At 40.3% G+C, this 25140-nt stretch carries 24 protein-coding genes and 1 pseudogene; 8 read left to right on the forward strand and 17 right to left on the reverse strand.

Features of this window, described 5'->3' with window-relative positions; translation table 11 throughout:
* Both I8752_RS31305 and I8752_RS31310 read right to left on the reverse strand, forming a co-directional pair.
* Positions 1–275 (reverse strand): annotated as a pseudogene (locus I8752_RS31305) (IS982 family transposase); the annotation flags it as partial.
* Between the two features lie 90 nt (positions 276–365).
* Positions 366–539 (reverse strand): hypothetical protein, encoded by a 174-nt coding sequence (locus I8752_RS31310; protein WP_214436077.1) that lies wholly within the window; start codon positions 537–539, stop codon positions 366–368.
* A 276-nt stretch (positions 540–815) separates the two neighbouring features.
* Between I8752_RS31310 and I8752_RS31315 the strand changes: the two genes are divergently transcribed.
* Both I8752_RS31315 and I8752_RS31320 read left to right on the forward strand, forming a co-directional pair.
* Positions 816–1280 (forward strand): hypothetical protein, encoded by a 465-nt coding sequence (locus tag I8752_RS31315; protein WP_214436078.1) that lies wholly within the window; start codon positions 816–818, stop codon positions 1278–1280.
* Positions 1281–1292: 12 nt separating this feature from the next.
* The gene (locus I8752_RS31320) at positions 1293–1850 is read left to right on the forward strand and encodes a glutathione S-transferase family protein (RefSeq protein WP_214436079.1); all 558 of its coding nucleotides are present in this window, start codon (positions 1293–1295) and stop codon (positions 1848–1850) included.
* 96 nt (positions 1851–1946) lie between these two features.
* On the opposite strand, the gene I8752_RS31325 is transcribed toward I8752_RS31320, so the two are convergent.
* From I8752_RS31325 to ebsA, 4 genes are all read right to left on the reverse strand, one after another.
* Complete coding sequence (locus tag I8752_RS31325) at positions 1947–2438, reverse strand: YajQ family cyclic di-GMP-binding protein (protein WP_214436080.1); 492 nt, start codon at positions 2436–2438, stop codon at positions 1947–1949.
* Between the two features lie 588 nt (positions 2439–3026).
* Entirely contained in the window at positions 3027–3530 is a 504-nt protein-coding gene (locus tag I8752_RS31330; RefSeq protein ID WP_214436081.1) for a DNA recombination-mediator protein A, read from the reverse strand.
* Between the two features lie 324 nt (positions 3531–3854).
* Positions 3855–4949, reverse strand: a complete 1095-nt coding sequence (locus tag I8752_RS31335; protein ID WP_214436082.1) for a phosphotransacetylase family protein — start codon at positions 4947–4949, stop codon at positions 3855–3857.
* A gap of 311 nt (positions 4950–5260) precedes the next feature.
* On the reverse strand, positions 5261–5635 hold the full coding sequence (gene ebsA / locus I8752_RS31340; RefSeq protein WP_214436083.1) for a type IV pilus biogenesis protein EbsA: 375 nt from the start codon (positions 5633–5635) through the stop codon (positions 5261–5263).
* A gap of 533 nt (positions 5636–6168) precedes the next feature.
* Between ebsA and I8752_RS31345 the strand changes: the two genes are divergently transcribed.
* From I8752_RS31345 to I8752_RS31355, 3 genes are all read left to right on the forward strand, one after another.
* Positions 6169–7572 (forward strand): glycosyltransferase, encoded by a 1404-nt coding sequence (locus I8752_RS31345; RefSeq protein ID WP_214436084.1) that lies wholly within the window; start codon positions 6169–6171, stop codon positions 7570–7572.
* A 538-nt stretch (positions 7573–8110) separates the two neighbouring features.
* Complete coding sequence (locus I8752_RS31350) at positions 8111–9211, forward strand: tetratricopeptide repeat protein (RefSeq protein ID WP_214436085.1); 1101 nt, start codon at positions 8111–8113, stop codon at positions 9209–9211.
* 176 nt (positions 9212–9387) lie between these two features.
* On the forward strand, positions 9388–10068 hold the full coding sequence (locus I8752_RS31355; protein ID WP_214436086.1) for a uracil-DNA glycosylase: 681 nt from the start codon (positions 9388–9390) through the stop codon (positions 10066–10068).
* A 99-nt stretch (positions 10069–10167) separates the two neighbouring features.
* On the opposite strand, the gene I8752_RS31360 is transcribed toward I8752_RS31355, so the two are convergent.
* From I8752_RS31360 to I8752_RS31370, 3 genes are all read right to left on the reverse strand, one after another.
* Positions 10168–11118 (reverse strand): glycosyltransferase family 2 protein, encoded by a 951-nt coding sequence (locus tag I8752_RS31360; RefSeq protein ID WP_214436087.1) that lies wholly within the window; start codon positions 11116–11118, stop codon positions 10168–10170.
* 87 nt (positions 11119–11205) lie between these two features.
* The gene (locus tag I8752_RS31365; protein ID WP_214436088.1) at positions 11206–12195 is read right to left on the reverse strand and encodes a glycosyltransferase family 2 protein; all 990 of its coding nucleotides are present in this window, start codon (positions 12193–12195) and stop codon (positions 11206–11208) included.
* A gap of 48 nt (positions 12196–12243) precedes the next feature.
* Positions 12244–13257 (reverse strand): Npun_R2821/Npun_R2822 family protein, encoded by a 1014-nt coding sequence (locus tag I8752_RS31370; RefSeq protein WP_214436089.1) that lies wholly within the window; start codon positions 13255–13257, stop codon positions 12244–12246.
* A gap of 249 nt (positions 13258–13506) precedes the next feature.
* Between I8752_RS31370 and I8752_RS31375 the strand changes: the two genes are divergently transcribed.
* A complete protein-coding gene (locus tag I8752_RS31375) occupies positions 13507–14736 on the forward strand; it encodes a glycosyltransferase family 4 protein (protein WP_214436090.1) in 1230 nt (409 codons plus the stop codon).
* Between the two features lie 218 nt (positions 14737–14954).
* Here the strand turns inward: I8752_RS31375 and I8752_RS31380 are convergent, their stop codons facing one another.
* Together I8752_RS31380 and I8752_RS31385 are read right to left on the reverse strand one after the other, a co-directional pair.
* Positions 14955–15293, reverse strand: a complete 339-nt coding sequence (locus tag I8752_RS31380) for a hypothetical protein (RefSeq protein ID WP_214436091.1) — start codon at positions 15291–15293, stop codon at positions 14955–14957.
* Positions 15294–15763: 470 nt separating this feature from the next.
* Positions 15764–15973, reverse strand: a complete 210-nt coding sequence (locus tag I8752_RS31385; protein ID WP_214436092.1) for a hypothetical protein — start codon at positions 15971–15973, stop codon at positions 15764–15766.
* Positions 15974–17126: 1153 nt separating this feature from the next.
* On the opposite strand from I8752_RS31385, the gene I8752_RS31390 reads away from it, so the two are divergent.
* Entirely contained in the window at positions 17127–18290 is a 1164-nt protein-coding gene (locus tag I8752_RS31390; protein ID WP_214436093.1) for a helix-turn-helix domain-containing protein, read from the forward strand.
* Between the two features lie 553 nt (positions 18291–18843).
* Here the strand turns inward: I8752_RS31390 and I8752_RS31395 are convergent.
* Positions 18844–19860, reverse strand: a complete 1017-nt coding sequence (locus tag I8752_RS31395) for a hypothetical protein (protein ID WP_214436094.1) — start codon at positions 19858–19860, stop codon at positions 18844–18846.
* A gap of 11 nt (positions 19861–19871) precedes the next feature.
* Positions 19872–20117: a hypothetical protein gene (locus I8752_RS31400; RefSeq protein ID WP_214436095.1), complete on the reverse strand. Its 246-nt coding sequence runs from the start codon at positions 20115–20117 to the stop codon at positions 19872–19874.
* Between the two features lie 314 nt (positions 20118–20431).
* On the opposite strand from I8752_RS31400, the gene I8752_RS31405 reads away from it, so the two are divergent.
* Positions 20432–21343 carry an ATP adenylyltransferase family protein gene (locus tag I8752_RS31405; RefSeq protein ID WP_214436117.1) on the forward strand — a complete coding sequence of 304 codons (912 nt, stop codon included), beginning with the start codon at positions 20432–20434 and terminating at the stop codon, positions 21341–21343.
* Positions 21344–21434: 91 nt separating this feature from the next.
* On the opposite strand, the gene I8752_RS31410 is transcribed toward I8752_RS31405, so the two are convergent.
* The 4 genes from I8752_RS31410 to I8752_RS31425 all read right to left on the reverse strand — a co-directional run bounded on the left by I8752_RS31410 (position 21435) and on the right by I8752_RS31425 (position 25072).
* Positions 21435–21941, reverse strand: a complete 507-nt coding sequence (locus I8752_RS31410) for a PEP-CTERM sorting domain-containing protein (RefSeq protein WP_214436096.1) — start codon at positions 21939–21941, stop codon at positions 21435–21437.
* 109 nt (positions 21942–22050) lie between these two features.
* Positions 22051–24009, reverse strand: coding sequence for an alkaline phosphatase (locus I8752_RS31415; protein ID WP_214436097.1), 1959 nt, complete (start codon positions 24007–24009; stop codon positions 22051–22053).
* A 41-nt stretch (positions 24010–24050) separates the two neighbouring features.
* Complete coding sequence (locus I8752_RS31420; RefSeq protein WP_214436098.1) at positions 24051–24263, reverse strand: hypothetical protein; 213 nt, start codon at positions 24261–24263, stop codon at positions 24051–24053.
* Positions 24260–25072, reverse strand: coding sequence for a cation diffusion facilitator family transporter (locus I8752_RS31425; protein ID WP_214436099.1), 813 nt, complete (start codon positions 25070–25072; stop codon positions 24260–24262). Before I8752_RS31425 ends, I8752_RS31420 begins: the two co-directional genes overlap by 4 nt.
* Positions 25073–25140 lie beyond the last annotated feature (68 nt).

The following is a 25140-nucleotide window of genomic DNA, read 5'->3' on the forward strand; positions in this document are numbered from 1 at the left end:
GCAGCAACTCTTTCATCAGTGTTAGCAGGCACTAAGTCATAAGCAATAGGGATTCCATTCCAAGTTGACAGCATCACTAGCTTGTAGCCAAAATAATGCATCTCTCTGGCAGCACACCGACCAGGGGCAGCACTACAAGCATTATCACTTCTTCGCTTGTCGCGTTTGAGTCCCAAGACTGGCAATGGTTTAGTGTCGAGAAGGAAATATTTTTCACCTTCCTCAACCAATTGCTCTACCCAACTGCGGCGTAATTTCTCTAACATCCCATCCATAAAGTACCGCCGATTAAATTGACTTTGGTCAAGTAAATTCGGAAACCATTCCTTGTAATTTCCCCTGATAAAACCAAGAAATTGCGTTTCTCAAGGGATAGGCAAATAATCCATTACTAGTGCTAGTGTCATGATTTCACTATCACTCATTCTGGCTTTCACCCCCGGTTTTAACACTGTTGGATTTTTTACTTGCTTTTCATACCAATCATCTACTATCACAAAGATGGTTGTAATTAGCTCTCCAAGGTCTATGCTAGTCATGGGGGAAGTCTGATTTGAAAAGTGTGGTAACTTTCATCTTCTTACTTCTCCTGCCTTTTTCCTAATTCACATTAGGCGTGAATTATGAATTACAAAGACAACTTGGTAGAATGCCAACAAGCCGTTCGTTAAAGATGGAGAAAGGGACACAGAGACACAGTGACATAGGAATGCTTTAGCAACTCCTTGAGGTCGCGGTGTCTCTCCCTACATGCGCTTATAACGTGCCTCTGTCTCTAGTCCTTAACTCTGATTTGTATATTTTGAGATTTTTTTATGTCAACAGTAATTTCATATCCAAATGCCTCAGATTTAGCACCTGATGATTATATAGTTATAGGTTTGGCAACCTGCTTCATCAAAGAAGATGGAGAAGTTCATCAAGTGGAAGTTGTAGAACCAATTCCCTCTGCTGCTTTGGAAGCACTGTTAAAAGGTATTCCTACCTCCTATAAACTAGCTCGTGCGACAACTTTGGCATCTGTGCTGGATGGTGATACACCGCTGTTACCAGAAGGTTTTCCAGAATCAGCGCAGTTTGGGGATGAATTTGTGCCACGTGTATTTGCAGCTACTCGTACCTACAAACGTCGTGAAACTTCAAAATCTCTAATTCCTCTAGGGACGACTTACACTGATTTGAAGTATTCTATTGAGCGTAAGAGGGTGTTAAATGCTAGCAGAGTTGTTACTAAAGAAGACAACGTAAAACAGCATTCTCACACTCACAAAGTACTTTAATCCTCAATAATTATGCTGAAACTTTATGGCGGGGCCCGCAGTCGTGCATCAATCGTTCAATGGTATCTAGAAGAACTGGCAGTGCCCTACGAATTTGTACTCCTAGATATGCAGGCGGGGGAACATCGCCAGTCCGATTACCTGAAAATCAACCCAGTAGGTAAAGTCCCAGCTATTGTGGATGGTGATTTCCAACTTTGGGAATCAGGAGCAATTTTGTTATATCTTGCCGATAAATATGGCAAAATCGCCTTGTCGCCAGAGGAACGTGGCGAACTTTCCCAATGGGTGCTATTTGCCAATGCCACCCTCGGCCCAGGAATTTTTGTAGAAGCAACTCGACAGCAGGAGACACCCCGCTTGTTAACTCCTCTGAATGAAATTTTCGAGCAGCAACCTTTTTTATTAGGAGATGAATTCAGTGTTGCTGATGTAGCAGTCGGTTCGATTTTGAGTTACATTCCCGTAATGCTGAAGCTAGACCTCAGTTCCTATCCAGCCGTGCTGAATTACATTCAGCGAATGTCTGAAAGACCTGCTTTTCAAAAAAGCATTGGTAAACATGCTTAAGTAACTCCAAGAAATACAAACAAACGCTTGAAGTTGATGACTGATGACTGTCAGTCAGTTAGGTGTAGGGTGGGCAATGCCCACCCGATAAATTTTTTAACGATAGTTTGTAAACTGCAAAGCAACAGGGTAATCTTCTTGCTTCAGCCTTTGGATGACAGTTTGCAAGTCATCTTTAGATTTGGCTGTAACTCTGACGGCATCACCTTGAATAGAAGCTTGGATCTTTTTGAATTCGTCACGAATTAACTTGGAAATTTGTTTAGCAATTTCCTGGCTGATGCCTTTTTTGAGTGTGATTTCTTGGCGCACGCGATTACCGCTAGCTGATTCTACTTTGCCAAAATCAAAAATTTTCTGGGAGAGGTTACGCTTGGCGGCTTTTTCCCGCAGAATGGTGTGAACAGACTCTAAGGTAAACTCGCTATCTGTGCTGACAGTAATGCTGTTTTCACCTAATTCGACATTCGTCTGAGTGTCTTTGAGATCGTAACGACTTTTGATGTCTCGCACAACTTGATCGACGGCATTAACTAATTCTTGTCGGTCGAAGTCACTAACAATGTCAAAGGAATAAGTAGAGGCCATAAAAATGTTGGGTTTGAGAGGTTGGATTTTGAATAGGGATAAAAACTAGGTATGAGACTTGTTGCAGAAGTTGAGAAAAGGTAAGGAGGCAAGAAAAGCTTCGTTTTGGGCAAGAGTCAAAGGGAAAAATTCCTTATCTTTCCCTTTTTACCCCTGTTCTTAACCTTAGTTCTTTCCCTACTTATTACCAAAAGTACTTTTGCAAAAAGTCTATTGGGAATAGTCCCAATTTTTAATTCCTAATCACGCCAGTTTGTCAGGGCGGAGAATACCCCCCTTTAGGTGACGCTCCTGCGTCGAAGAGCGCTCTTGCTAACAGCAGTTTTTCATGAGGAACTGCTTTATCGCAAGCAACTGACTCCCCAGTTCTTAATCCCCAATTACGAAAATCAGAGTGGCATAACCAAGGGGGCTAATGCCAAACGCGAACCTCCTTTGGAGGAGCTTTGCTAACGCACAGTATATTCACAATATAGAAAATAGAGTATAGAAAACGATCCACAACAAAAGCGATGTCTCAGGACTCGCCGCTACCTTATCCTAGTTCATAGTCTGTAGTCAGTAAATTTTTGACTATACGACTCTTGACTAGTCAAAGTAAAAAAGCGTTACCACTTTTCTTTGTTCTTCTGCATCTCCACAAGTTTGTAGTAGAGTGCGACTGTCATGAAATGCAAAGCAAATCAGTTGTTGACAGCGAGAGACAATCTCCTTATTACAAAGGTAACTAGCTTCAGCGAGGGATAAACTATCATTGCCGGGATTTTCTACTAGATGCATTACCTGTTCTAGTTGCTGGCGCGATTCATTGGGTTGGCGTTCTAAGCTTTGGGGTAGAATCACCGTCAACAAATTGGGGTCAGCTCGCATTGCTCCCTTGATAGCAGCTGAATTAGTACCTGTAGCACCAGAGGTGATGATCCGATTGCCTGATAAAACTAGAGCATAGGTCATCATTTCAATCAGATTCTGATGCGTAATTGGCACATGACGGGAACCCAGCAAGGCTATTCGCTTAGAACCTGTTTGCTGGATTGTCGCCAGTTCTTGCGCTAATGTGTCGAGGTTGATGAGGTCTATTGACTGGCTCAAAGATGGACATAATCAGATTAAACAACCCAGATATTTTACCAAACAGAGTGTAGATAAGAAGCGAACCTGAGTTAGACATTGTTACAATTTTTAGAGCAATTGCCTCAGTAATTCGTAATGCGTAATTCGTAATTCGTAATTAAAGCACCAGAATTAGACTAGGTACAGGTGGTTTCCAGTACTTATTCTGTTTTACGAATTTCAATTTATTAGTTTCTCAAAAACGTGGGGAACAGCACGCTGTCGCCTAGGAGGTGACAGCGAACTATCTTTGCTTTTACTAGCAACATCGCCTTCATTTATGGCTCGTTGGAGTCAATGAGGCTAAGGTAAAGCGGCTGCGGGAGTTAAGCCTAGTTTAGATAACAGGCGGTCAATGTCAAAATGCTCTGTCATTAACTGGCGAATGCACTGAACTTTAATCGGTTCGTGAAGGCGTACTTGACCAAAAGTGCGGTCAACAATTTCTACAGTGGTTAGGGTATCCAAGTCAACAGACAAAATGGGGATTTCTAGTTCTTCAGCGCGACTGAGAATGAATGGAGGAGGTGGCAGTTGTCCGGTGAGGATCAGGCATTGGGTAGAAGTTTCCAAAGCAGCTTGCTGGATTTCTACGCGATCGCCTCCTGTCACCACTGCCATATTCCGGCGTTTGCGAAAATACTTGACAGCCGCATTCACATTCATCGCCCCAATTGCCAAACTTTCTACCAGCAAATCTAAGCGATCGCCACGACAAAGAACGTCGGCGTTTAACTGCTTTACTAGTTCGCCAACGCTGACACTACGCAGCAAGTCACTTTTTGGCAGCGTTGCTAGCACAGGAATACCTTGCTGTTCCAAAAACGGACGTATGAGTTTGTTAACCGTTTCTATTTGGGCAGTAGGGATATCATTGATTGCAACTCCAATCAAGCGATCGCCTACACGCTGTTTAGCAGACAATAGCGACTCAACAGACTGTAACGATTTGTATCGCGCTACCAACAACACAGCAGCATCTAACACTTCAGTTACTTGCAGTAAAGACAAATCGAACAGATTACCTTCTGCTAGATCGCCAGACCCCTCTAGCAACACTAAATCTCCTTGAGAAATTTGCAAATATTGCTGTATTAGGGACTGCCGATAATCAGTTTTATCTTCACCGCTGAGGCGTTTTTGCACGCTGACTTCATTCAAAGCAAGCAAAGTGGGAGCAACGCGGTTTGCCGAAAGGTTGAGACTATGAGTAACAAACTGGACATCATCCTCAACTACGGTTTTGCCAGATGCACTAAAAGAAGTGCCTAGCGGTTTGCCATAGCCAATATCCAGTCCTTTTTGCTGTAGCTGATGAGACAAACCCAGGACAGTTGCAGATTTACCACTGTAAGCCTCGGTTGAGCCAATCAGCAAATATTTAGCAGACTTTGGCACACATGCACTCCTAATTTCAAAAGGAAGTAGAACCCAGCTAGGTGTTTCCTCATTTTAGTTTGTTCCGACAGAAGCCTCGCACTCTCAAAAGGTGGCGTTTTCCTAAGAAAGAACTTTTTCAAGTTACATTATTATCTAAAGTCATAAATATTTATACTATTTTGCTAATTATCACTTGGTATTTAAAATATCGTTTTTATATTTTTAGACTCAAGCTATCTATAGAGCTATTAAATATTCTATAAGCCTCAAACAAGGGTTTCACAAGTCGTATAAGGGTAGAATTTACCCTTACACTTCTAATTAACTGCTTATTCGTCTATACGCAGCAGCTTGCGGTAGAAAGATTGGGAAAAATCTGTCACGCGATACCGTTTATAGTTTTCCATAAGTTCAATTAAAAAACTTATAAATTCAAAACTTGCCATCATCACTTCATAGCTGAGGTCAGCATTGCCATCAAACTGCATTCGGCAACGCGTTAAGTCTGAAGGTAAGGTAGCAACATTCCAAGAGGCGACAAAGGGAATATTTTCACTTGCTTCTATTTTGCGGTGTCCCTCCAAAACGCCTTTTTGATAGAGACTGATGGCAAAAGGCAAGAAATTGCGCTTCGCACCTTGAATGTAAGGTAGGTAAACGTTTGCTTGTTGTTGAGTAGCAGGCTGTAGTTGCTCAATAGACATCTTTGAATATTCCTCAAGTTAGTTGACAACTGGGGATATTAGTGGATGTCAATAGTATTCCCAGAAAATATGTCCAAAGCACAGGGTAAGCGGGGGAGCAGGGGAACAGGGGAGCAGGGGGAATAACAACTAACTATTGTACAGACGCGATTAATGAGCCAGCGCGTTGCGGGGGTTCCCCCCGTTGTAGCGACTGGTGTCGCGTCTCTACGACAAATGACCAATTACTGAAGTTACTGCTAAGAAATATTAAAATGTCGGTTACAATAAGGCTGCATTGGCTTTTATTGAAGCTGGGACAATAACATCGAAAATCTCTGTTATCAGGCGATTCGCGTTGTGATTGTAATTTATCCCAACACTTAGCTATTGCTAGCTTGCTACTACTTTGACCAATCCAAAATTCTTAAGGAGTGGAACACCAGCAATTTCTGGGGTTGATAAAAGTGTGTGAAAGCAGCTCGGTTCAGTGTTACCCGATTCTCAGCTTCTTGATGATGTATAAAAATACTGGTTTTTAAATCAAATAAACTATGCCAGCGAATTCCTGGCCGGAAAACGATTATTACGACGAGCTTGACCCACTTAACTCCTTATTGTCCGACCTATCGGCAGATGAGGAGTCAGTTGTAGAGACACAGGATATTTCTCTACCATCCCGGTTTCAAGGACGTAGACGCAAAGCCGCTCTAGTGTTAACTATGGTTTGGAGTGGCACGATCGCGCTGCATTTAGCTTCTTGGGGTTTTATATTTGTACTCGGACTCACTGTTGTACTAGGACTTCATGCCTTAGAGGTTATATTTGCCAGACCCCGCCACTATTCCAAAGAAGTACAGGGAGATTTACCCTCTGTATCTGTATTAGTGGCAGCCAAAAATGAGGATGCAGTAATTAGTAGATTAGTCAAGAGTCTTTGTAGTTTAGAATATCCAAATGGGCAATACGAAGTATGGATAATTGACGATAACAGTACCGATAAAACACCGCAGTTGTTAGCAGAACTAGCGCAGGAATACAACCAATTGAAGGTTTTCAGGCGTTCCGCCCAAGCTACTGGTGGAAAGTCAGGAGCGTTGAATGAGGTTTTACCACTTACCAAGGGGGAAGTGATAGCAGTTTTTGATGCTGATGCCCAAGTGCCATCAGATTTACTGCTACAAGTAGTACCTTTATTTCAACGAGAAAATGTCGGAGCAGTACAAGTACGAAAAGCGATCGCTAACGCCAAAGAAAATTTCTGGACTAAGGGACAGATGGCAGAAATGGCGCTGGATACGTGGTTACAGAAACAGCGTATTGCGATCGCGGGAATTGGCGAACTGCGAGGTAACGGTCAATTTGTCCGACGTACAGCCTTGGAGAGTTGCGGGGGGTGGAATGAAGAAACCATCACCGATGATTTGGATATGACTTTCCGGTTACATCTCGATAACTGGGATATTGAGTGTACATTCCACCCAGCCGTGCAGGAAGAAGGCGTAACAAATGCGATCGCTCTTTGGCATCAGCGCAACCGTTGGGCAGAAGGCGGCTATCAGCGCTATTTAGATTACTGGAATCTGATTATCAAAAACCGCATGGGTAGGCGGAAAACTTGGGATTTACTAATGTTTATGTTGATTATGTATATCATCCCGACAGCAGCAATCCCAGATTTATTAATGTCGATAGTGCGGCATCGTCTACCAATTTTAAGTCCAGTAACCAGTTTGTCTTTAACTATGTCGGTTGTCGGTATGTTTGCCGGACTCAAGCGCATACGTCAAGAGCAAAAATTCAATCTTGCAACAACTTTTCTAGTAATGCTTCAGACGCTACGTGGCACTTTATATATGTTCCACTGGTTAATAGTCATGAGCAGTACTACCGCCCGGATGTCCGTCAGACCAAAACGTTTGAAATGGGTGAAGACGGTACATTCAGGAAGTGGATAGTAGTATCTGCGGGTAATTAAAAATTAAAAATGCAAAATTCAAATTTATTGTTTTGAATTTTGCATTTTTTTATTCCACATTTCGCACTCGTAATTGGCACAGGGGACTGATATCATGTCCACCTAAATAGTTACGATAAGAGTGACGCGGTGAATTTTTAATTGTAAGTGATTTACCGGTCATGATATGACAAATAAAAAACATCCCGTCGCTTTTGAAGCCGGGGAAGCTGGCGGCCGGAGGGCGATCGCTTCTCGATCGAAAGCAGTAGACCTATGAGCAAAAGTTCTTTTTACACTCTTGTGGTCAAAGGGACTCATCTTTATTGGGGAAGGTGGGGCCCCCTCTGGGGATAAGGGGCGAGGGAAAATAACAAACCTTTTTCCTGACTTCTGCAAGAAGTCTAGTATTTACTTCAGTCCAGCTATCAAACTCATGAATCAACACTAGCAGGGGAATAATTCTTGATGAAAGATAGACTTTAGTTTTGGGAACACTAAATCTATCAATTATCAGCAGACGCAGCAGGAATTGGTCGATGTCAAACAGTGAATCGAACCACAGAATTAAAAATACATTTCCCGTACAACTACCTACAAATTACCTCAAGCAAATCAGGCGCAACACAATTACCCATGAATTTGACCAAGGTTTGCCAGAAGATGAGCAGCTTCCACACGAAAGTGATGACCAATTATCGGAAGCATCCAAGCTACTGCGACTGGGAATTCAACAGCAACAAGCTGGGGAATTAATTGCTGCGTTGAAGTCGTTACAACAATCCCTAGAAATGTTCCGAGCGATTGGGGATGTACAACAACAAGAGCAAGCACTTTCTTTTTTAGCACTAGTTGCTTACGCCTCTGGGGATTACAAGAGTGTGATTTATTACTCTCAGCAATGTCTAGCCTTGGAAAAGACTACTCCAGATTTACTTGTGCAGATGCAAGCACTCTCTCACCTGGGTAATGCTTACCGCCACCTGAACGACCATAACAAAGCAATAGAGTATCTAGAAGAGTGCTTTATAATAACGCAAAAGTTGCAAGACAAACGCAGTCAAGTGGCTGCATTGAATAATCTGGGATTGGTGTATAAAGCTTCTGGTAACTTTGTGCGGGCAATTGCTTATCAAGAGCAAAGCTTACAAATTGTCCAAGAACTGCAAGATAAGTGGGGTATAGAACAAGTACTTAAGAATCTAGGCAATGCTTGGTATGCTTTGGACAATTACCCAAAAGCGATCGCTTATTACGAAGAGTGTGTCAAAGTAGCACGCACCCTCAATAATCCTCGCAGTGCTTCGCAAGTGCTGAAGAATTTGGGCAATGCTTGTTATGCGATCGGCGATTATGCCAAAGCCATTATTTATTATGAGGAACGTCTGCAACTAGCTAGAGAACTGAAAGACAAGCGTAGCGAAGAACAATCTCTCGGCAGTTTAGGCGTTGCTTGTGAAGCTTTAGGTGATTATACCAAAGCGATTCAATACTATGAAGAACGTTTACTGTTAGCCAGAACAATTAAAGACCGCCGCATTGAAGAACAAGCTCTTGCTAGTCTGAAAGTAGCTTGCTACGCTTTGGGCGATTACGCTAGAGCAATGCAATATCAGCAGGGAACATCTACAAATAGTTAGAAATACTTGAGGAAAATAAGAGTAAATACACAATAGTTTTAATAAAATTGCTTTAACAATAATTAAATTGTCGCTCAAATTCACTGATAGAATAAAACTCATATCCATATTCAGTATTCAGCAACCAAGAGATATAGCCTTTAATAGCTGGTGCTGATTCCAACATTACAATTTTCATGAGCAGTGAAATCCAACTCAGTCTCTTCGATGACTCTAACCCTAACCAAAAAGAGCTGATTCCTACAGACGCTAAAATTCCCATACCTTCTGGAACTTACGCCAACATCACCGAGTTGGCGCAGCATTGTAATAAATGCCATCGCTGCGAATTGGGAGACACCCGTACTCATGCAGTTGTCGGTCGGGGGAATCTCAAAGCACTAATTATGATTGTTGGGGAAGCACCAGGCCAAAACGAAGACGAAACAGGTTTGCCATTTGTAGGTAAATCTGGGCAGCTGCTAGAGAAAATTTTGGCATCTGTGAACTTGAGTACAGAAACAGATGTATACATTGCTAATATTAACAAATGCCGTCCACCTAATAACCGCGTTCCTACTAGTGATGAAATGGCGGCTTGCAAACCTTACTTATTAGAACAAATTCGCTTAGTTGACCCAAAAATCATTCTGTTAACGGGTGCGACTGCGCTTAAAGGTCTAACTGGCGATAAACGCGCAATTACTAAAATTCGCGGTCAGTGGATAGAGTGGGAAGGGCGTTTGTGTATGCCGATATTTCATCCCTCTTATTTGCTGCGTAACCCTTCTAAAGAAAAAGGTGGGCCTAAATGGTTGATGTGGCAGGATATACAGGCAGTACGTTCCAAGTTCGATGAATTTCAGAAAAATACATAAGCACTAAGCGACTGGAAGTCGCGGCTAAACAGACAAAACCCGCCTGCGCGGGTTTAAACCTTTGATTTATCGTATCAGTGCGTAAGTCCTATCTGATAATTACTGCTTAACTGGAGAACGAACCCATGCAGGACAATTACCAAATTGACGAAAGAAGTAATCTTTAACTCCCTGTAAAGCCGCCTGAGATTTCAATCGCTCTGGGCTACCTGAGCGTGAATTAAAATACTTGCGAAGCTGGCGCAAAATATCTCTCAAAATTGCTTTATAAATACTTAGTGCTTCCAAGAAAGAGAAATTACGCTCAACCCATAACAATCGATTTCGCCACCAAAAATATTGATAATGAGGAGCTTTATCTCCACCGCTAAAACTAGAAGAAATTTTGTGCCATACTTTTGAATCTGGTACTATAAGACATTTGTATCCTGCTCGTCTAGCCCGATAACACCAGTCAACTTCTTCCCACATCAAAAAGTAATTTGGTTCAAGCATTCCGATTTTTTTGACTACTTCAGCTTTTACCATTAATGCACAACCACAGATATATTCAGCAAACTGAATTTCTCTACTATCCTCGTTATCTATATTCCCACATTCTGTATGTATAAATCTTGCTTGACTGGGTATCCACTGCACTCCAGCAAACCAAATTTTTTCAGGTTCTTTATAGTAATATATTTTTGAGCCAAATATTCCAACATCAGGACATTTTTCATTGGCATGAATAAACGCCCAAAGAATTTGTGAATCGACTATAGTATCATTATTCAATAAGAATATATAATCGGCTCTTTGGGATATGGCATATTCAATCCCAGTATTATTACCAGCAGCAAAACCAAGATTAGCGCCATTTTCGATGATGATGACTTGAGAAAACCTTTCTCTAATAATTGCGACGGAATCATCTATGGAACCATTATCTAATAGCAAGATTTTATAATTAGGATAATCAATTTTTTGAACTGATTCTAGACACTCAATTGTATCTTCCTTACCATTCCAGTTGAGAATTAGGATATAAATTTGCGGAGCTTCTTGTGTCATGAGTGCTTTTTAAAGTGATAAATTATTGAATTTCGTCAGCTAAAGCTCAATCGTTTGCAATTAACTCTTTGTAGTTTCGCTTATTTTTTAAACAGCAACTTCTCGCACTTTCTCTGTATAATCCTTGGGACGCACTTGACGAAAACTTTGCAAGGCAAATTGCCGCAAACTTGCTGGTAGGTAAGATAGCATCAGACCAAGCATAATTTTGCGATCGCTTCCTAATACCCGACTAGATTCTTGCAAAAGTTGCCGTCCTTCTAGGGTATCTCCCTTTTCAATCAGCCTTAAACCCAAAGCTTGCTGCGTAATGGCTAGTTTATGCGAGCGCAATTTTTCTAGTTGTTCGTCAGGAAATTTATAACCACTAATACAGAAAACCTTGGCAGACAGAAAATGCAAGTTTTGCTTTAAACTTGTCTGACCGCCATGAAAACGATATTCCATCAAAAATTCTGGCAGAAAATATCCTTGCTTACCAGCGATCGCTAATCTTACTAGTAAGTCAAAATCCTCACATCCATCGGCTTGCGGACGCATATAATCAACTTCTGCCAAACAAGCCCGACGAAATAGTGTTGAACCTACTTGTAAGCTTTGATATTCAAAAGTTTGTCTTATCAAGTCAGGAATCACTCCTTGCTGGAGTTTATCTTTTCCCCATTTAGTAGAATTTTCCTTTGTTGCTGATTCAACTTTTTCGTTGTTTTGATTAATAATCCAATGATTAGTACAAACAAAATCTACATTTGGATCTGCTTCTAATACAGCTACAGTTTTTTCTAAAAATTCTGGAGTCAAAGCATCATCATCATCAAATTTGATGAAGTATATTCCACAAGCCGCCTCAAAACCCGAACGCATATTGCGACTGCGCCCACCATTAACGGGATGTCTAATATAGCGAACCCGTGGGTCATCCCATTGATTTACTATTAGAGCAGTATTATCAGTAGAACCATCATCACAAATTATTAGTTCAAAATCTGTGTAAGTTTGAGCTAGCACGCTCTTAACTGCGTAAGGTAGCAAATTAGAGCGGTTGTATGTTGGAATGCAAACACTAACTTTTGGCATATTCGGAAAAATCTTGATAATTTCAATTAAAATAGACTTGTTTTCAGCTTATATATAAACTGTAATTTTACCTAAAAACTTCTGAATATTTTTATTAGTTATTGAGCAGAGACTTGGTGGTTTGAGTTGTTTAGGTTTGAGTTCTGGCTGTTTGAGAAAGCGATAGTGTAAAAATTCTTCTTGATAACGAATATTGACATCTTCTCCTTGACAGAGATGTGCAAAATCTCTAGAAGAATAGCTCATGTAGTGAATGCGGTGGATTGGCTTTAATCCTCCTCGATCGTAAAGAATATTATTAAGATTAATGAATGTATCGGCATTGGCACAGTTACCAGTTCTATCTTGATATTCGGGACTGAGTGTAAAGTTAAATAATGGGCGATCGCATCGCAAAGTCATATAATTAAACAAAAAAGCATCATCCCACCAACCATATCCGTTAATCCATTCCACTTCCCTTTGATTAATTAATAACTGCTTCATTTCTGCAATTTGTTTAGCAGTAAATAATCGGATTTTAGAAGCGAAAAAACTAGAACAATGTAGTTTAGACCGGATATCTACTTCTGTATATAGCCCGGATTTTTCTATAACTGAAATATCTAATGCAGCTACAGCCTTAGGTTTAATATGTTCCCAATCATCAAAAACAAAATCGTAAGTTTCTAGTTTTTCTATAACATCAGTGACTGGCTTCATGGCTAAACTGTCACAGTCATAAAATACAAACTGCTCAAAAATACCTTCAAAAGTCACAAACTTTCTTTGTAAATGACTTTTGTACCAACTAGGACGCGGTTTATTCTGCATTTCCCTAGGATGAGCAGCCCAAACTTGATGAGCAAATTCCTCCCAGCGCTGAATTACCTCCCAATCATCAAAAAGCGTTACATTCTTACGAGAATTTACTTCTTTTTTAACACGAGTTAACTGCTCATCATAGGGAATAATACAAATAGGAATATCTGGGCTAACATTCACCTCAATGCTGTTGAGTAATGCGACCAATTGATCGTAGACAACATCATTGGCAAGGGTGTAAACACCGAAAAATTCCATTCTCACAAATCCTTTGTGTTTGTGTTTGAAAACTTTTTTTAAGAATTATGTAGACAGCCCAATGATGGCATAAGGTATGGCAAGATGTCATCTCACAAAATAAATTTACAATTTTACTTAGATGGTAATTAGGTTTTAATCTGCTTAGAAAAAAGCATATAAGGGATATTAGTGATGACATTAAGGCTTAATTAAAGTCATTTTATATATATCATCACTTTACTTAGTGTTATTCCCGATCTCAGTTATATGAACATTTTAATGCTATCTTCCACCTTTCCCTATCCCCCAACGCGGGGAGGAACTCAAGTCAGAACGTTTAACTTACTCAAGTATCTCAGCCAACATCATGCTATTACTCTAGTGACTCAACGCGATCGCGATGTTACAGAAGCAGAAATATTAGGATTGCGGGATTGCGTGGAGCATCTAGCCATTTTTGAACGTCCTCCAGATGTTGGGGCTACCGCAGGAATACTGAATAAAATACAGCGATTTAGTACATTTGTGCAACAAGGTACACCGCCAAGCGTACTCAATCGCTACTCAGTTGAGATACAGGAATGGGTTGATAGCTTTGTGCAGGCGAGAAAATGTGATGTAATTACCTGCGAACATAGTGTCAATGAAATTTATGTGCGATCGCATTTCCGAAAACAGCTAAAAACAGTCGTTAATATTCATAGTTCTGTCTACGGTACTTGTCGCAATCAGCTAGCAACTGGCGTTTCTGAAAATACATTGCGAGACAAAATTAATTTGCCGCTTTTACGTCGTTACGAGCAAAGCTATTGCTCTAAATTTTCGGAAATTGTAGTGACTACAGAAGAGGATAAAATTCAACTACAAGCATTTAACTCTAACAGTAAAATTACAGTTATTCCTAACGGTGTAGATTTAGTTTCATTTCCCAACCGTACCGCCGACCCAGCAGGACATCGTTTAGTCTTTATCGGTGCGATGGATAATTTAGCAAATATTGATGCTGTCTGTTTTTTTAGTAAAAAAATCTTACCAGAAATTCAAAAAATTTATCCTGATACAACTTTCGATATTGTCGGTTCTCGTCCTGCACCAGAAGTTTTAGCACTGCAAAACCAACCAGGGATTAACGTTACTGGGAAAGTGCCTTCAATGGTAGAGTACTTACACAAAGCAACCGTCTGTGTAGTGCCGATGCGGACGGGGTTTGGCATTAAAAATAAAACTTTAGAAGCAATGGCAGCTGGTATACCAATAGTAGCAAGCGATCGCGGTTTAGAAGGGCTAACTGTAGATAGTGCTGGTACATCATTAAAAGCATTACGAGCAAATGAGCCAGCAGAGTATATTACCGCTATTAGTAGACTATTTGATAATCCACAACTGCGTTTGGAATTATCTCGCAACGGCAGACAACTTGTAGAAACGGAATTTACTTGGAATATCGCCGGTAAACGTTACGAGCAAGTCTGTATTGGAGATAATGGTAAAAGCTAAGATGAAATTTTCCGGATGAAACTTCATCTTAGCCTACTTTGCAGAATATACAGATGGAAACCACTTGGTATTTAGGGGCTTCTACATTTTTTTTAGGACTTACGCAATAACTCTCTGAAACTCTTATAACTTCGTGTCCTTTGCGCCCTTTGCGGTTCGTTTTTTCATAATTTTACGTAAGTCCTGTTTTTAATTCTTATCTGAAATCAAATTTAAAATCACTGTTGCATCGAAGGCACTGAAAAAATCCTGCTAGATATGGGAATACGTAAACTAGTGTTAGTAGTAGCCAAGGTGCTGCTCGTAGAAGAAGTATCGTTAGTAGTTTGAGATACTATTGTTTGCTCGCTATTAGTATTACTAGCTGAATTGCTAGCTTGAGAAGACTTCGTTCTATCTGTTGTATTTGTTATGGTCAATACTTCAGGAGATACGGGATTAATATTATTCTGGTCGCTATTTGATTCCAACGGAGTTTTTGCCTGACATGGGCAAACACTCAACGCAGAGATTACTGTTAATACCAGCAAGAACAGATGATAACTGTATTGATTCATCGTAATTTATCAAAAGCTAGGACTAAAGACTGGGAGAATTTGCGTTATACTTTTTGTATAAAGATATTGGGTTTATCTTCATAAAAAATAAATCATTATGTAGTTCAGGTAAACTTAATTAAATAAGAGAAGATTTACCAGAAATGCAACAAAAGATTTAGATAGTAAATGGAGACTGATATTATGTTTGTTGACTATTTGCCAACTAGTAAAACGCAACTGTCAATAAATATACATGAATAATTTCTAAAAAAATAAGAGAAAAAATACTGATTTTTGAATTTAACAGAACTCGATAAAATTATTTAGTTATTCGTAGATTCAGGTAAATCACTTTTCAAAAATATAAAAGTTTAACAAAGTAAAATATAGTAATTAAAATATCTATACGACAGTGGATGAATGACTGGGTTTAAAACCCCCATCAAATCTACTATTTGGTGAGCAAGAACGGGTACGTAGGGGAGCCACTAAATTAAACGGGTTTCCTGACAGCCTTTGCAAGTGGTGTGGTTTCCTCCATGAGTAACTGGCGTTAGCGAGTCTTTGAGCGTCACCCGTAAGGGCAATCTTGAATGAGTGCGTGACTTAATCCCCCATTGATTGCATTCTGACTCCTGAATTCTGACTTCTAAATTCTTAAAAAAGGGAGTGACAAAAAGTGATAATATTTCACTCAATTCATCACTCCTCAAACTTTGTGCGTTGATAAGCTGTTATGCTTATTGAAAGTACAGCAAATTACTCTTTAATCTTTCCTCTAACCAAAGATATTTCTGATTATTAATTTACTACGTATTGATTTATACGTTGTTTGTGTTTGTGTTTGCTGTAGTAGCAAGTAGAATGTATTCACAACAACAAGGAAGCTTAATAAAAGTCCTATACCTGCGGTAGTAGTAGCTTGATTCCTGGGGTGGAAGCTGGGAGCAAGTGTGAAAGTTATTCTAAAGAAAAATTGTAATGATTATGGCGACTAGTCAATTAGCATATCAACAATAATGCATTCAAAAAATCCAAACTATTTGAAACTAAAAGATAGGAATCAAAAGATGAGTTTGCAGGTGCAAATATCTAGAAAAATAGGATCGACGTTATATGATTTATGCATGGCTTTTAATTCCATACGCGATAGCATTCGATACTATTGAGGTCTAAGAAAACCTGTTGATTGGGATTCTATACAACAAAAGTATGCAAACGTAGAAGGGACATAATATTAGGTATTGAAAGAACTTTGTGTAATTTCAATTTTAGGCAGATATTTACAAATTATTATCGAGGAGTTGATTCAGATTTTAATACCTGCTTTAATATTAAACTAATCTGGCATTAATATGAATGCAAACATCAAGAGCTTTTCGTTAGATATCTCTGATTGAATGAATCTTTACATTTCTTGAGAAACCTCCTGAAAAAAAGCGCCTTTTACGTTTTTATTTAGCTCTGACTAGAGAATTTTCTATTGCATTGATAAGCAGTCTTTAGCAAAAAACCATAGAATCAAGGAAAATATTGATGATAACTCAAACAATCAATTTACATTCATGCAATTCTCAAAACTACGCCTACAGTTGAATATTTAACTATAATTGCAATATATTGTGTCTAAATGTGTTCCAAGTACTAGGCTACCTACTTTGTGTGAAGTTCAGAAATTAGCGAAATACCAGCAGAAATGTAGATTTTGAGAGTTCATTAAAGCAGCAATTGTAGCTTCCCAAAAGTTTCACTTTTTGGTTGTGACTTCAGGAGCGTTGCAATTTCTCTAGCGATCGCCATATTGAACTTTTTTTCAATCGAACTCTGCAAGCAAGTAGTGGGAGTTTTAAGGTGAACATAGAACAGTTTATCCAAAGAGCAGAAGCATTGCATCACCGTTTGGCAGATTTGTACCAGACAGCTAGCGTTTTGCCTTGGATTCCACCCGATCTTCTGCCACAAGCTTTTAAGGAACTCTACAGCAACTCAAAAATGGTGCAGCTAGCCGCAGAAGAACTTTATCAACAAAATGAAGAACTCATACAAACACGAAATCTTCTAGAAGCAGAACGCCAACGCTACCAGAATTTATTTGAGTTTGCGCCAGATGGCTATTTAGTCACTAATGCGGAAGGAATCGTTAAAGAAGCGAATCCAGCCGCAGCTAAGTTGCTCAACATTTCACAACAGTTTCTGATTGGCAAACTCATGACAAACTTCATCAGTCTTGAAGAACGACAGTGCTTTCGTACTGAACTTAATCAGCTATCGCAGTCAGACAGAATTAAAGAACTAGTCTTGCGGTTGCAGCAACACTGTGGCGAATTTTTCGACGCAGCTTTAACAGTAGCAGTGGTTCGCAATCAATATGGGAGAGTCAGCTCTCTTCACTGGCTGCTGCGTAATATTAATGAATGCCAGCGAACAGAATTAGTCTCAGCCGAGACAAATAGCGATCTCAGTCAAGGTCGCCCTGTATTAAAATATTCCAAAGGAGAAGCGATTCCTCTGAATCCACTAGTAATTTGGTATGTTAGTCAGGGTTTAGTCAAGCTAAGTACTTTTTGTGAAAGCGGTGAAGAAGTGTTGATTGGATTAGCAACAGCACAAATGGTTTTTGGCTCTAATATGACTTCTTTACCTATTTACCAAGCCATAGCTTTGTCAGATGTAGAGTTAGTATCAATCTACGTAGCAGAAGTAGCAGTAACTCCAATGCTTAGTTACACTTTGTTACCAAAAATGAATCAACGGTTACAGCAAACTGAATCTTTTTTAGTGATTTCTGGTAGGCGACGAGTAGAAGATCGGTTGCACCATCTGTTGCAGCTTTTGAAACGAGAAGTCGGCGAACCTGTAGGGGAGGGAATTCGCTTAAGTGTTCGCTTGACTCATGAAGATATCGCTAGCGCCTGTTGCACCACTAGAGTTACAATTACACGGTTGATAGGTAAATTACAACAACAAGGTTTAATTAGTTTTGACTTGAAAAAACATATAATATTCAAGGAATAGAAAATCCAAATAATTGAAAATTCAGACCCCAAAAAAGCTGAATTTTAGCGGTTAATACTACCTTTCTCTGTTCTTAATCTTCTATCGCAATTCTAAATTGGTTTTCAAATGAATCATTGAAGTGAGTCATTATTTATTAAATTGGGATGTAACTGAGAGAGACACAGCAATATTAATATTCTGATTACTGCACAATATTAATAATATTGTGCCTCTACGACATTTGTTGGTTAACACTCCTGATTGCGCCAACATTATCATAAATTTGGGTGCTGGAAACAAGGACACCTAGTCTGGAAAAATCGCTCCAATTAGGTAAAGACGACACTTGTTGCAATCGGAAGAACCCTAGCAAAGCAGTGTCTCTCCAAGACCGCGTTTTTCGTTTTCTCTTCATTTGCCTAGCTTAAAAACAATCTTTTTTGTTTTACATAACTAAATTAGAGTTTCGGATTGTGCCAAACAAATTAGATGTATATGCACTGAAAATAGCTTCCTTGATGCCAAAAGCATTCTCGAAGATAATAACAATCGGCCTGTTAAAAGATATGTTTTAGTTTGAACTAGTCTCTAAGATGAAAGTCGAGTCCCAAGTATAAAGACCGACTTTTTCAGGTACTTTAGAGAATCGACCTGTGCGATAACCCCGCGATAACTCATTCAGCACCTTGCTTTTGATTTCTCTGACTTGCTCAGAATCTAGGTCTCCATAAATTCCAGCAATGATTTCAGCAACAGTAAAAACTTTGCCAGGATTTTGCTGTAACAAAGAGGTGAGTGCATCTATCAAAAATTGTCCTTCATATACTTTGAGCATTGGGACTATTCTTGTCTGCGGGAGTATTACAGGTTTCTTCTTTTTGTTTTTAGCAGCTTGAGAGTAACCATTAGTACGATTAGAGGTTACTAAACTTAAATCCAGAGTATAACAACCAGGTTCGTCAGGAATAGCTGACCAAGCGTTCCTTTCTCTACCCTGTGTTAGCGAAGATTGGACTCTACCTTTAACTACTTTGAACACAGACGGGTCTAAATCTCCATAAAGCGATCGCACAATGAAATCTATATGACATACAGTACCAAGATGTTCTTCCAGTAGCTTTTTAATAGCTTCCATCCGAGTTAGAGGTTGATGTTCGGGTAGCATCGGAATATCAGCTACCTTGATAGAGTATTCTTTAACTTCTGTAAGTGTTTCTCTGGTTGACGTTGAGGACTTCTTGGTATCTTCAGCCATACCAGCAGAATTATCAATTTCTAAATTGTCATCTGACAATTTAGAAATTGATACTGAGTTATTGTCAGTGTGAGAAATGCGATCTGGCAAAGATACCAGTAAGCTTTGATGAGGAGATTCCCTTTGAATCGTTTCCAATGTAGAAAGTTTACCGTTAACATTCAAGCTAAAAGACCAGTGAGACAACAAAGCTTCTACATGGTTAAGGTGCGATCGCGCCTGTGCGTATAAGTTTTCATACTCTTCTACGAGGCGAGCATAGTAATCTCGTAATTCCACCAGTGGAGAGATTAAGGCTTGAGGAGGAGGTTCTAATTGCAATTGACTATTCATAACGCTTTAAATCAACCTAAATCGATATCACTTTTGTAAGTCATTGGTCGAGGTTTGGCTTTTTGGGATGGCTGCTGGGACTTTTTCGGTGCTTGCGGAGGACGACATTGCTCGCAATATAGCGGACGAGGGCCATAAGTCTCGCGTTTTGTAGTCTGATTGCATTCTTTACAGACAAAGTTGAAAACACGAGTGTGAATTTGTCGTTTGTGGGCCCTGACTGTGTATTCTCTAACGTCAATGAACTTACTTGCCATAGTCAACAATGATGAATCTTAATCCTATCAATATAGCTATTCAAGCAAATGAAATAGGATCAGTGTGTGTTTAATTGTAAGTTTTATTCAAATCTGTGATTTGAACGTGCATATATCCAAGTAAGAATGAGCCTTGGCTATCCTCTTGGCATATAGTTCATTATCAACATCTAGGTGCTATTTGAAAATTCCCTTTCCCCGAACCCAAGCCTTGCTGACTCTGCCTAGGGTCTTAACAAGTGGTCTTTAAACGAACGTTATATAAGTGGGTGGCGATACTGCTACAATATTTCACCATGTCTGAAAAAAAACAAATAGCACAAGGGAAAATATTGCTTAATCCTGGCGCTTTATGGACAAGTGTCAAAGAAACGACTGAACGCGCTTTGCAATGTGGGGCGTTGCTGCCAATACCAACAGATTTTGAATTTGTAGAACAGGATGGTCTGCTATTTCTGGTGCGAATTTTGTCTAACCTGAACCGCAAAAAAGCAGCCAAAGAAAAACAAGACAAACAAACTGCTAACTCTGGTAAGGATTTCAATCCCTTCCTTCCCTATGAAGAAGATTTATTTGTTGCGGATATTTCTGATACTCATGTGTGTATCTTAAATAAATTCAACGTTGTTGACTATCACTTGCTGATTATCACTCGTGCTTTTGAGGAACAGGAAAGCTTACTCACGCTGTCAGATTTTGCAGCCTTATGGGCATGTCTAGCTGACTTTGATGGTTTAGCGTTCTATAATGGTGGCAAAATTGCAGGTGCTAGTCAGCCACACAAACACTTGCAACTCGTACCTTTACCACTTGTGCCTTCGGGTTCGCAAATACCTATTGAACCGCTGCTAGCACTAGCACAATTTCACGATTCTATTGCAACTATACCTGGATTTCCTTTTGTGCAAGCTTTTGCAAGACTAGATCCCGATTGGGTACAGTCTCCGTTAATAGCAGCAGAAGCGTTGCTCAAGTGTTATCGTGCTTTGTTGTCTGCTGTAGGTTTAGATGCAGTTGCAGACAATAAACAATCTGGAGCTTACAATCTTTTAGCTACACGAGAATGGATGTTAATCGTACCGCGATCGCAGGAGCATTTTCAGTCTATCTCTGTAAATTCATTAGGATTCGCGGGTGCTTTGTTGGTGCGGAACGAGCCAGAAATGCAGCTTCTGAAAAACCAAGGTCCAATGACCATTCTGAGAAATGTTGCAGTATCAAAGTAAAGGAGTGGTAAAATCTCCACTCCCTTGATTTTTGAGTATTTTTACTTGAAAATTCTTCTATTTCAAATCGCCACTGAAGAATTAGGTCAGTTCAAGCCTTTGTACTGGATGATTTAGATGCAATTTTTTTACCTAAGAATAAACCCAGTCCCAGCACAGACAACCCAAGTATAGAGTTTGGTTCTGGAACAGGAGTATAAGTAATTGATTGAACACCTGCATCAGTTGGATCTTTCGGGTTGATAAAATTGCCACTGTAAACTGTGAAGGCATCAGGCACTACAAATTGCAATCCTAATCCTTGTCCTTGGGGAATTTTGCCTGAGAAGTTCGTCAACACTAACGCTGAAGAATCATTCGCTTCGGTGTAGGACTGACCATTGTAAGTAGCAATAATCTTTAAACCCTCTGAAATTGTTACTTGTTGGTCTGCTGCGGCCGCTTCATCGAACGAAAAAGTGCCTGTGAGAGTTTTATCAACGTTAGCGAAACTATAAGTGAGGTTTGCAGCTTGGGCAGGCAAAGTCTCCCCTACCGAAAAAACCAGAACAGTTCCCACTGTTGCAACTGCTAATTTCTTGAAGATGGAGTCAGTCATTTTTTCCCTTAATTAAAGAACAGTGCAAAAGTACCGAAAAGTTTGATGGCGCAGAGACGTGGTAAAACACGTCTCTTGAAGCTTTTACGCCAGTATTCAGTGAAGTGATTTATGAAAGTGGCGACCCTGTAAGGGCTGTTTTCATAGTCTGAAAAAGATGACTTTGATCGACCACTCCCCGAACGCCAGGTGCAGTGTAAGTACCAGAACTATCGGTAAATTGCACATTTTGTCCTAGATATCGAGTTAGAGTTGATGAATAAGCACCCTGATAGTACACAGGTACAATCCGTCGGCTGTGGCTACCCCAGAGGTACTTGTACTTGGGATCTGCCCCCCAAAAGTGACCGGCATCTTTAGGATTGTGCTTGTTGAAAGTGATATCTTTAGCGTTATATTTCAAGCCTCTGGCTTTACTGGGGTCAGGATTGGGAGTCAGCTTTGATACAAAGTCATCATTTAAGGTTAGATAGTGGTCGTGGTCAGCTGTAACGAGTAGCAAGTTCTTGCTCCAACCACCGTTATTGTTAATCCAGGTAATGACTTGTTGGACTGCTTTATCAAAATCATTCATGGTACCAATCAGGTTATCCATGTTGTCATCATGAGCAGACCAATCAATGTCGCCTCCTTCAACCATCAGCCAGAAACCATCTTTGTCTTTACCCAGAACAGTTAAGGCAGCTTTGGTCAAATCAGCTAAAGTCGGATTTTCGTTAACTTCTCTAGCGATAAAGCTAGCGTCGGTTTCACCAGGAGCTAAAGGACGCACAGTATCAGGTGTCGGGCCAGAAGTCGGATTACCTGCTGCATCAATTACAGGAACACAATCCGCAGCTGTGCCAGGAATTATCTGACCTGATGGACAGGGAGTTGCTGCTTTCACAACCGAGCTATAGAGCGAGGCGTTGTTTAGACCTGTGAGACTGTAGTCTCCCTTAGAAGAGCTAGTAGGAAGGTTGCCTTCTTGTCCGCGAGCACCGTATAGACCAAATAACTTGCCTCCCTTATTCGGGTCGATTTTAGCAGCAGTATTTAATAGTTTCTGAGTTGCATTCGGGCCGCGTTCTAAAAAGGTGTAGCCGTAACGATTGGAAGTAGGGTTATTTTTCAAATGCGTGTAAGTGTCTTCTGTAATATACACATAGTTAAAGACACCTTCTGCTGAACTTGTACTATCTTTATTGTCAAAGTCTTTAGGATGACCGCCACCCAACAAAACATTAGGCTGGAAGTTTAGTAATGTCTGTTGCAAAATGCTGTCTTGGTTGGTCTTGCTGGGATCGTATTTACTGTCGTACTTACTACGACGATTTACGAAAGAAGCAGCAGCACCAGGTGTAGCGTGGCTAACAGGTACGGAAGTTACTAAACCTGTAGACTTGCCTTTTTCCTTGGCAATTTCCAGGACGGTTTTCAACTTTTTCTCGTAAATGTCTACTCCCATCGCATTGTTATAGCTCTTTACACCTGTATAAAGAGTTGTAGCGGTGTTAGCAGAGTCGGGATAACTATGTTTGATGTATTCTTTGTCGTAGGAACCGGGATTGGCTGGGGTGAGAGGAATCCAGGGAACGGGGCCGCCTTTATTTGGGTCATAACCCGTTAAGTTACCATCTGCTAGGCTATTGCCATCTAGGCGATCGCCAGGATTAAAAGGAGTAGGCTTAAATGAGAAGTTCGGGCGAACAGGACTTGCACCTGTGAGAGGATCGGAGCCATCAAGAGCAGAGTTACCTGTTAAATGAGGCTGGTCTTTGGGATTTTCTGGTGTATTTCCCTGAATGGTTGTCCCGTAGGTGGTTACTAGTCCATATCCAGTCAGATTTTGAAAGCTCAAACCAGAGCCTTTACCGCTGGTATAAAAAGGAGCGCCCTTGGCAAGTGCCCCGGCCCGCGCCATATTCCAACCCATACCATCGCCGATCATGATAATCACGTTAATCCCATTGCCAGCCGCTAAGGTCGGCTGAAAAACAGAATTCCCGAATACCAGTAAAACGGTACAAAGCAATCCAGCCATCGTTAAAGCTAGAAATCGCTTGTACTTTCGCAAAAGTGAAATCATTACAGTGCCCCTCTTATACCTAATCGAGCAATTGTTAGCGGTTAATACTGATAAAAGTTGGGTTCTAGATGTGTAGCCGCAAAGTCGGAAGATGGAATCTGTTGTGGTTGTCTAGAGACCGTTGTGGTTTTAACTTGGTTAAAGGCAGTAGCTGTTTGTCGATCTGGTGTTGCTAAAGATAACAAGACTGCAAAAACCAAACCTGATATTAACCAAACCAATGAACGTTTGTACTGTTTTAGTAATGAAATCATCGAATCAGCTCCTGTAAAGTTGGAAATAATAGCTTTTGTGCTGAAGAGCGATCGCTACACATCTCTGTTTGTAAGTTACACAGGCAAGAAGTATTGCTAATATCGGCGACTTGACCGCGCAGACAATTAACGCTCTGAATCACCAGATAAGCAGCAAAAAGCGCTATCATCCCTGCCACTACCAAGCTGATGACTCCATCAGCCCAAGTCCAATTCAGCCAGATAACTGCGATCGCAGCCAGTACGGCTCCTACGGAACTGACTAAATCTGCCAACAGATGCAGAAATGCACCCCTGAGATTTAGGTCATGATGGCTACAACTGTGTAGACACAGAGCGTTAAGGCTGTTAACTGCCAGTCCAATCAATGCAGTTGCTAACATTGGTAAACCAAGAATCTCTGTATCTGGAGATTGCAGCCGTACCAAAGCTTCTTTGACGATCCAAGCAGCAATAAAAGCTAAACCAATGCCGTTAACCAAAGCTGCTAAAACTTCTAATCGATAGCGCCCAAACACAGTCCGCTGGGACATAGAATTAGATAGCCAGATTGCCAATAGTGCCAGACCCAAAGCAGCTACATCCGAAAGAATATGCTGTGCATCTGCTAAAAGGGATAAGCTATGACTCCAAATTCCTGCACTTAATTCCACACAAAAAAAAGTGCTTAATAACACTAGAGCAGTCCATAGAGTTTGGACTTTTTGCTTAACCTCGTTTGATGGCACTGCATCTGAATTGAGAGACTGACTAGAAGCTGGCTTGAATGCCGAGCTATCAGTCAAATGCTCTTGTGCTGAAAGCACCATTCTGGATACCTAAATACCTGTACGTCTCAACCTAAATTTATCAGTGTGAAAGTTAACAATTTAGTAAG

This window comes from Dendronalium phyllosphericum CENA369 (genome assembly GCF_016056275.1).
In the GTDB taxonomy this organism is placed as follows: Bacteria; Cyanobacteriota; Cyanobacteriia; order Cyanobacteriales; family Nostocaceae; genus Dendronalium; species Dendronalium phyllosphericum.

Excerpts from the sequence above, each read along its gene's own strand:
- I8752_RS31380 (WP_214436091.1), bottom strand. The coding sequence starts at position 15,293 with ATGAATCAATACAGTTATCATCTGTTCTTGCTGGTATTAACAGTAATC.
- I8752_RS31325 (WP_214436080.1), bottom strand. The coding sequence starts at position 2,438 with ATGGCCTCTACTTATTCCTTTGACATTGTTAGTGACTTCGACCGACAA.
- I8752_RS31360 (WP_214436087.1), bottom strand. The coding sequence starts at position 11,118 with ATGACACAAGAAGCTCCGCAAATTTATATCCTAATTCTCAACTGGAAT.
- I8752_RS31320 (WP_214436079.1), top strand. The coding sequence starts at position 1,293 with ATGCTGAAACTTTATGGCGGGGCCCGCAGTCGTGCATCAATCGTTCAA.
- I8752_RS31365 (WP_214436088.1), bottom strand. The coding sequence starts at position 12,195 with ATGCCAAAAGTTAGTGTTTGCATTCCAACATACAACCGCTCTAATTTG.
- I8752_RS31395 (WP_214436094.1), bottom strand. The coding sequence starts at position 19,860 with ATGAATAGTCAATTGCAATTAGAACCTCCTCCTCAAGCCTTAATCTCT.
- I8752_RS31420 (WP_214436098.1), bottom strand. The coding sequence starts at position 24,263 with ATGATTTCATTACTAAAACAGTACAAACGTTCATTGGTTTGGTTAATA.
- I8752_RS31375 (WP_214436090.1), top strand. The coding sequence starts at position 13,507 with ATGAACATTTTAATGCTATCTTCCACCTTTCCCTATCCCCCAACGCGG.
- ebsA (WP_214436083.1), bottom strand. The coding sequence starts at position 5,635 with ATGTCTATTGAGCAACTACAGCCTGCTACTCAACAACAAGCAAACGTT.
- I8752_RS31315 (WP_214436078.1), top strand. The coding sequence starts at position 816 with ATGTCAACAGTAATTTCATATCCAAATGCCTCAGATTTAGCACCTGAT.
- I8752_RS31355 (WP_214436086.1), top strand. The coding sequence starts at position 9,388 with ATGAGCAGTGAAATCCAACTCAGTCTCTTCGATGACTCTAACCCTAAC.
- I8752_RS31425 (WP_214436099.1), bottom strand. The coding sequence starts at position 25,072 with ATGGTGCTTTCAGCACAAGAGCATTTGACTGATAGCTCGGCATTCAAG.
- I8752_RS31410 (WP_214436096.1), bottom strand. The coding sequence starts at position 21,941 with ATGACTGACTCCATCTTCAAGAAATTAGCAGTTGCAACAGTGGGAACT.
- I8752_RS31345 (WP_214436084.1), top strand. The coding sequence starts at position 6,169 with ATGCCAGCGAATTCCTGGCCGGAAAACGATTATTACGACGAGCTTGAC.
- I8752_RS31415 (WP_214436097.1), bottom strand. The coding sequence starts at position 24,009 with ATGATTTCACTTTTGCGAAAGTACAAGCGATTTCTAGCTTTAACGATG.
- I8752_RS31370 (WP_214436089.1), bottom strand. The coding sequence starts at position 13,257 with ATGGAATTTTTCGGTGTTTACACCCTTGCCAATGATGTTGTCTACGAT.
- I8752_RS31310 (WP_214436077.1), bottom strand. The coding sequence starts at position 539 with ATGACTAGCATAGACCTTGGAGAGCTAATTACAACCATCTTTGTGATA.
- I8752_RS31350 (WP_214436085.1), top strand. The coding sequence starts at position 8,111 with ATGTCAAACAGTGAATCGAACCACAGAATTAAAAATACATTTCCCGTA.
- I8752_RS31400 (WP_214436095.1), bottom strand. The coding sequence starts at position 20,117 with ATGGCAAGTAAGTTCATTGACGTTAGAGAATACACAGTCAGGGCCCAC.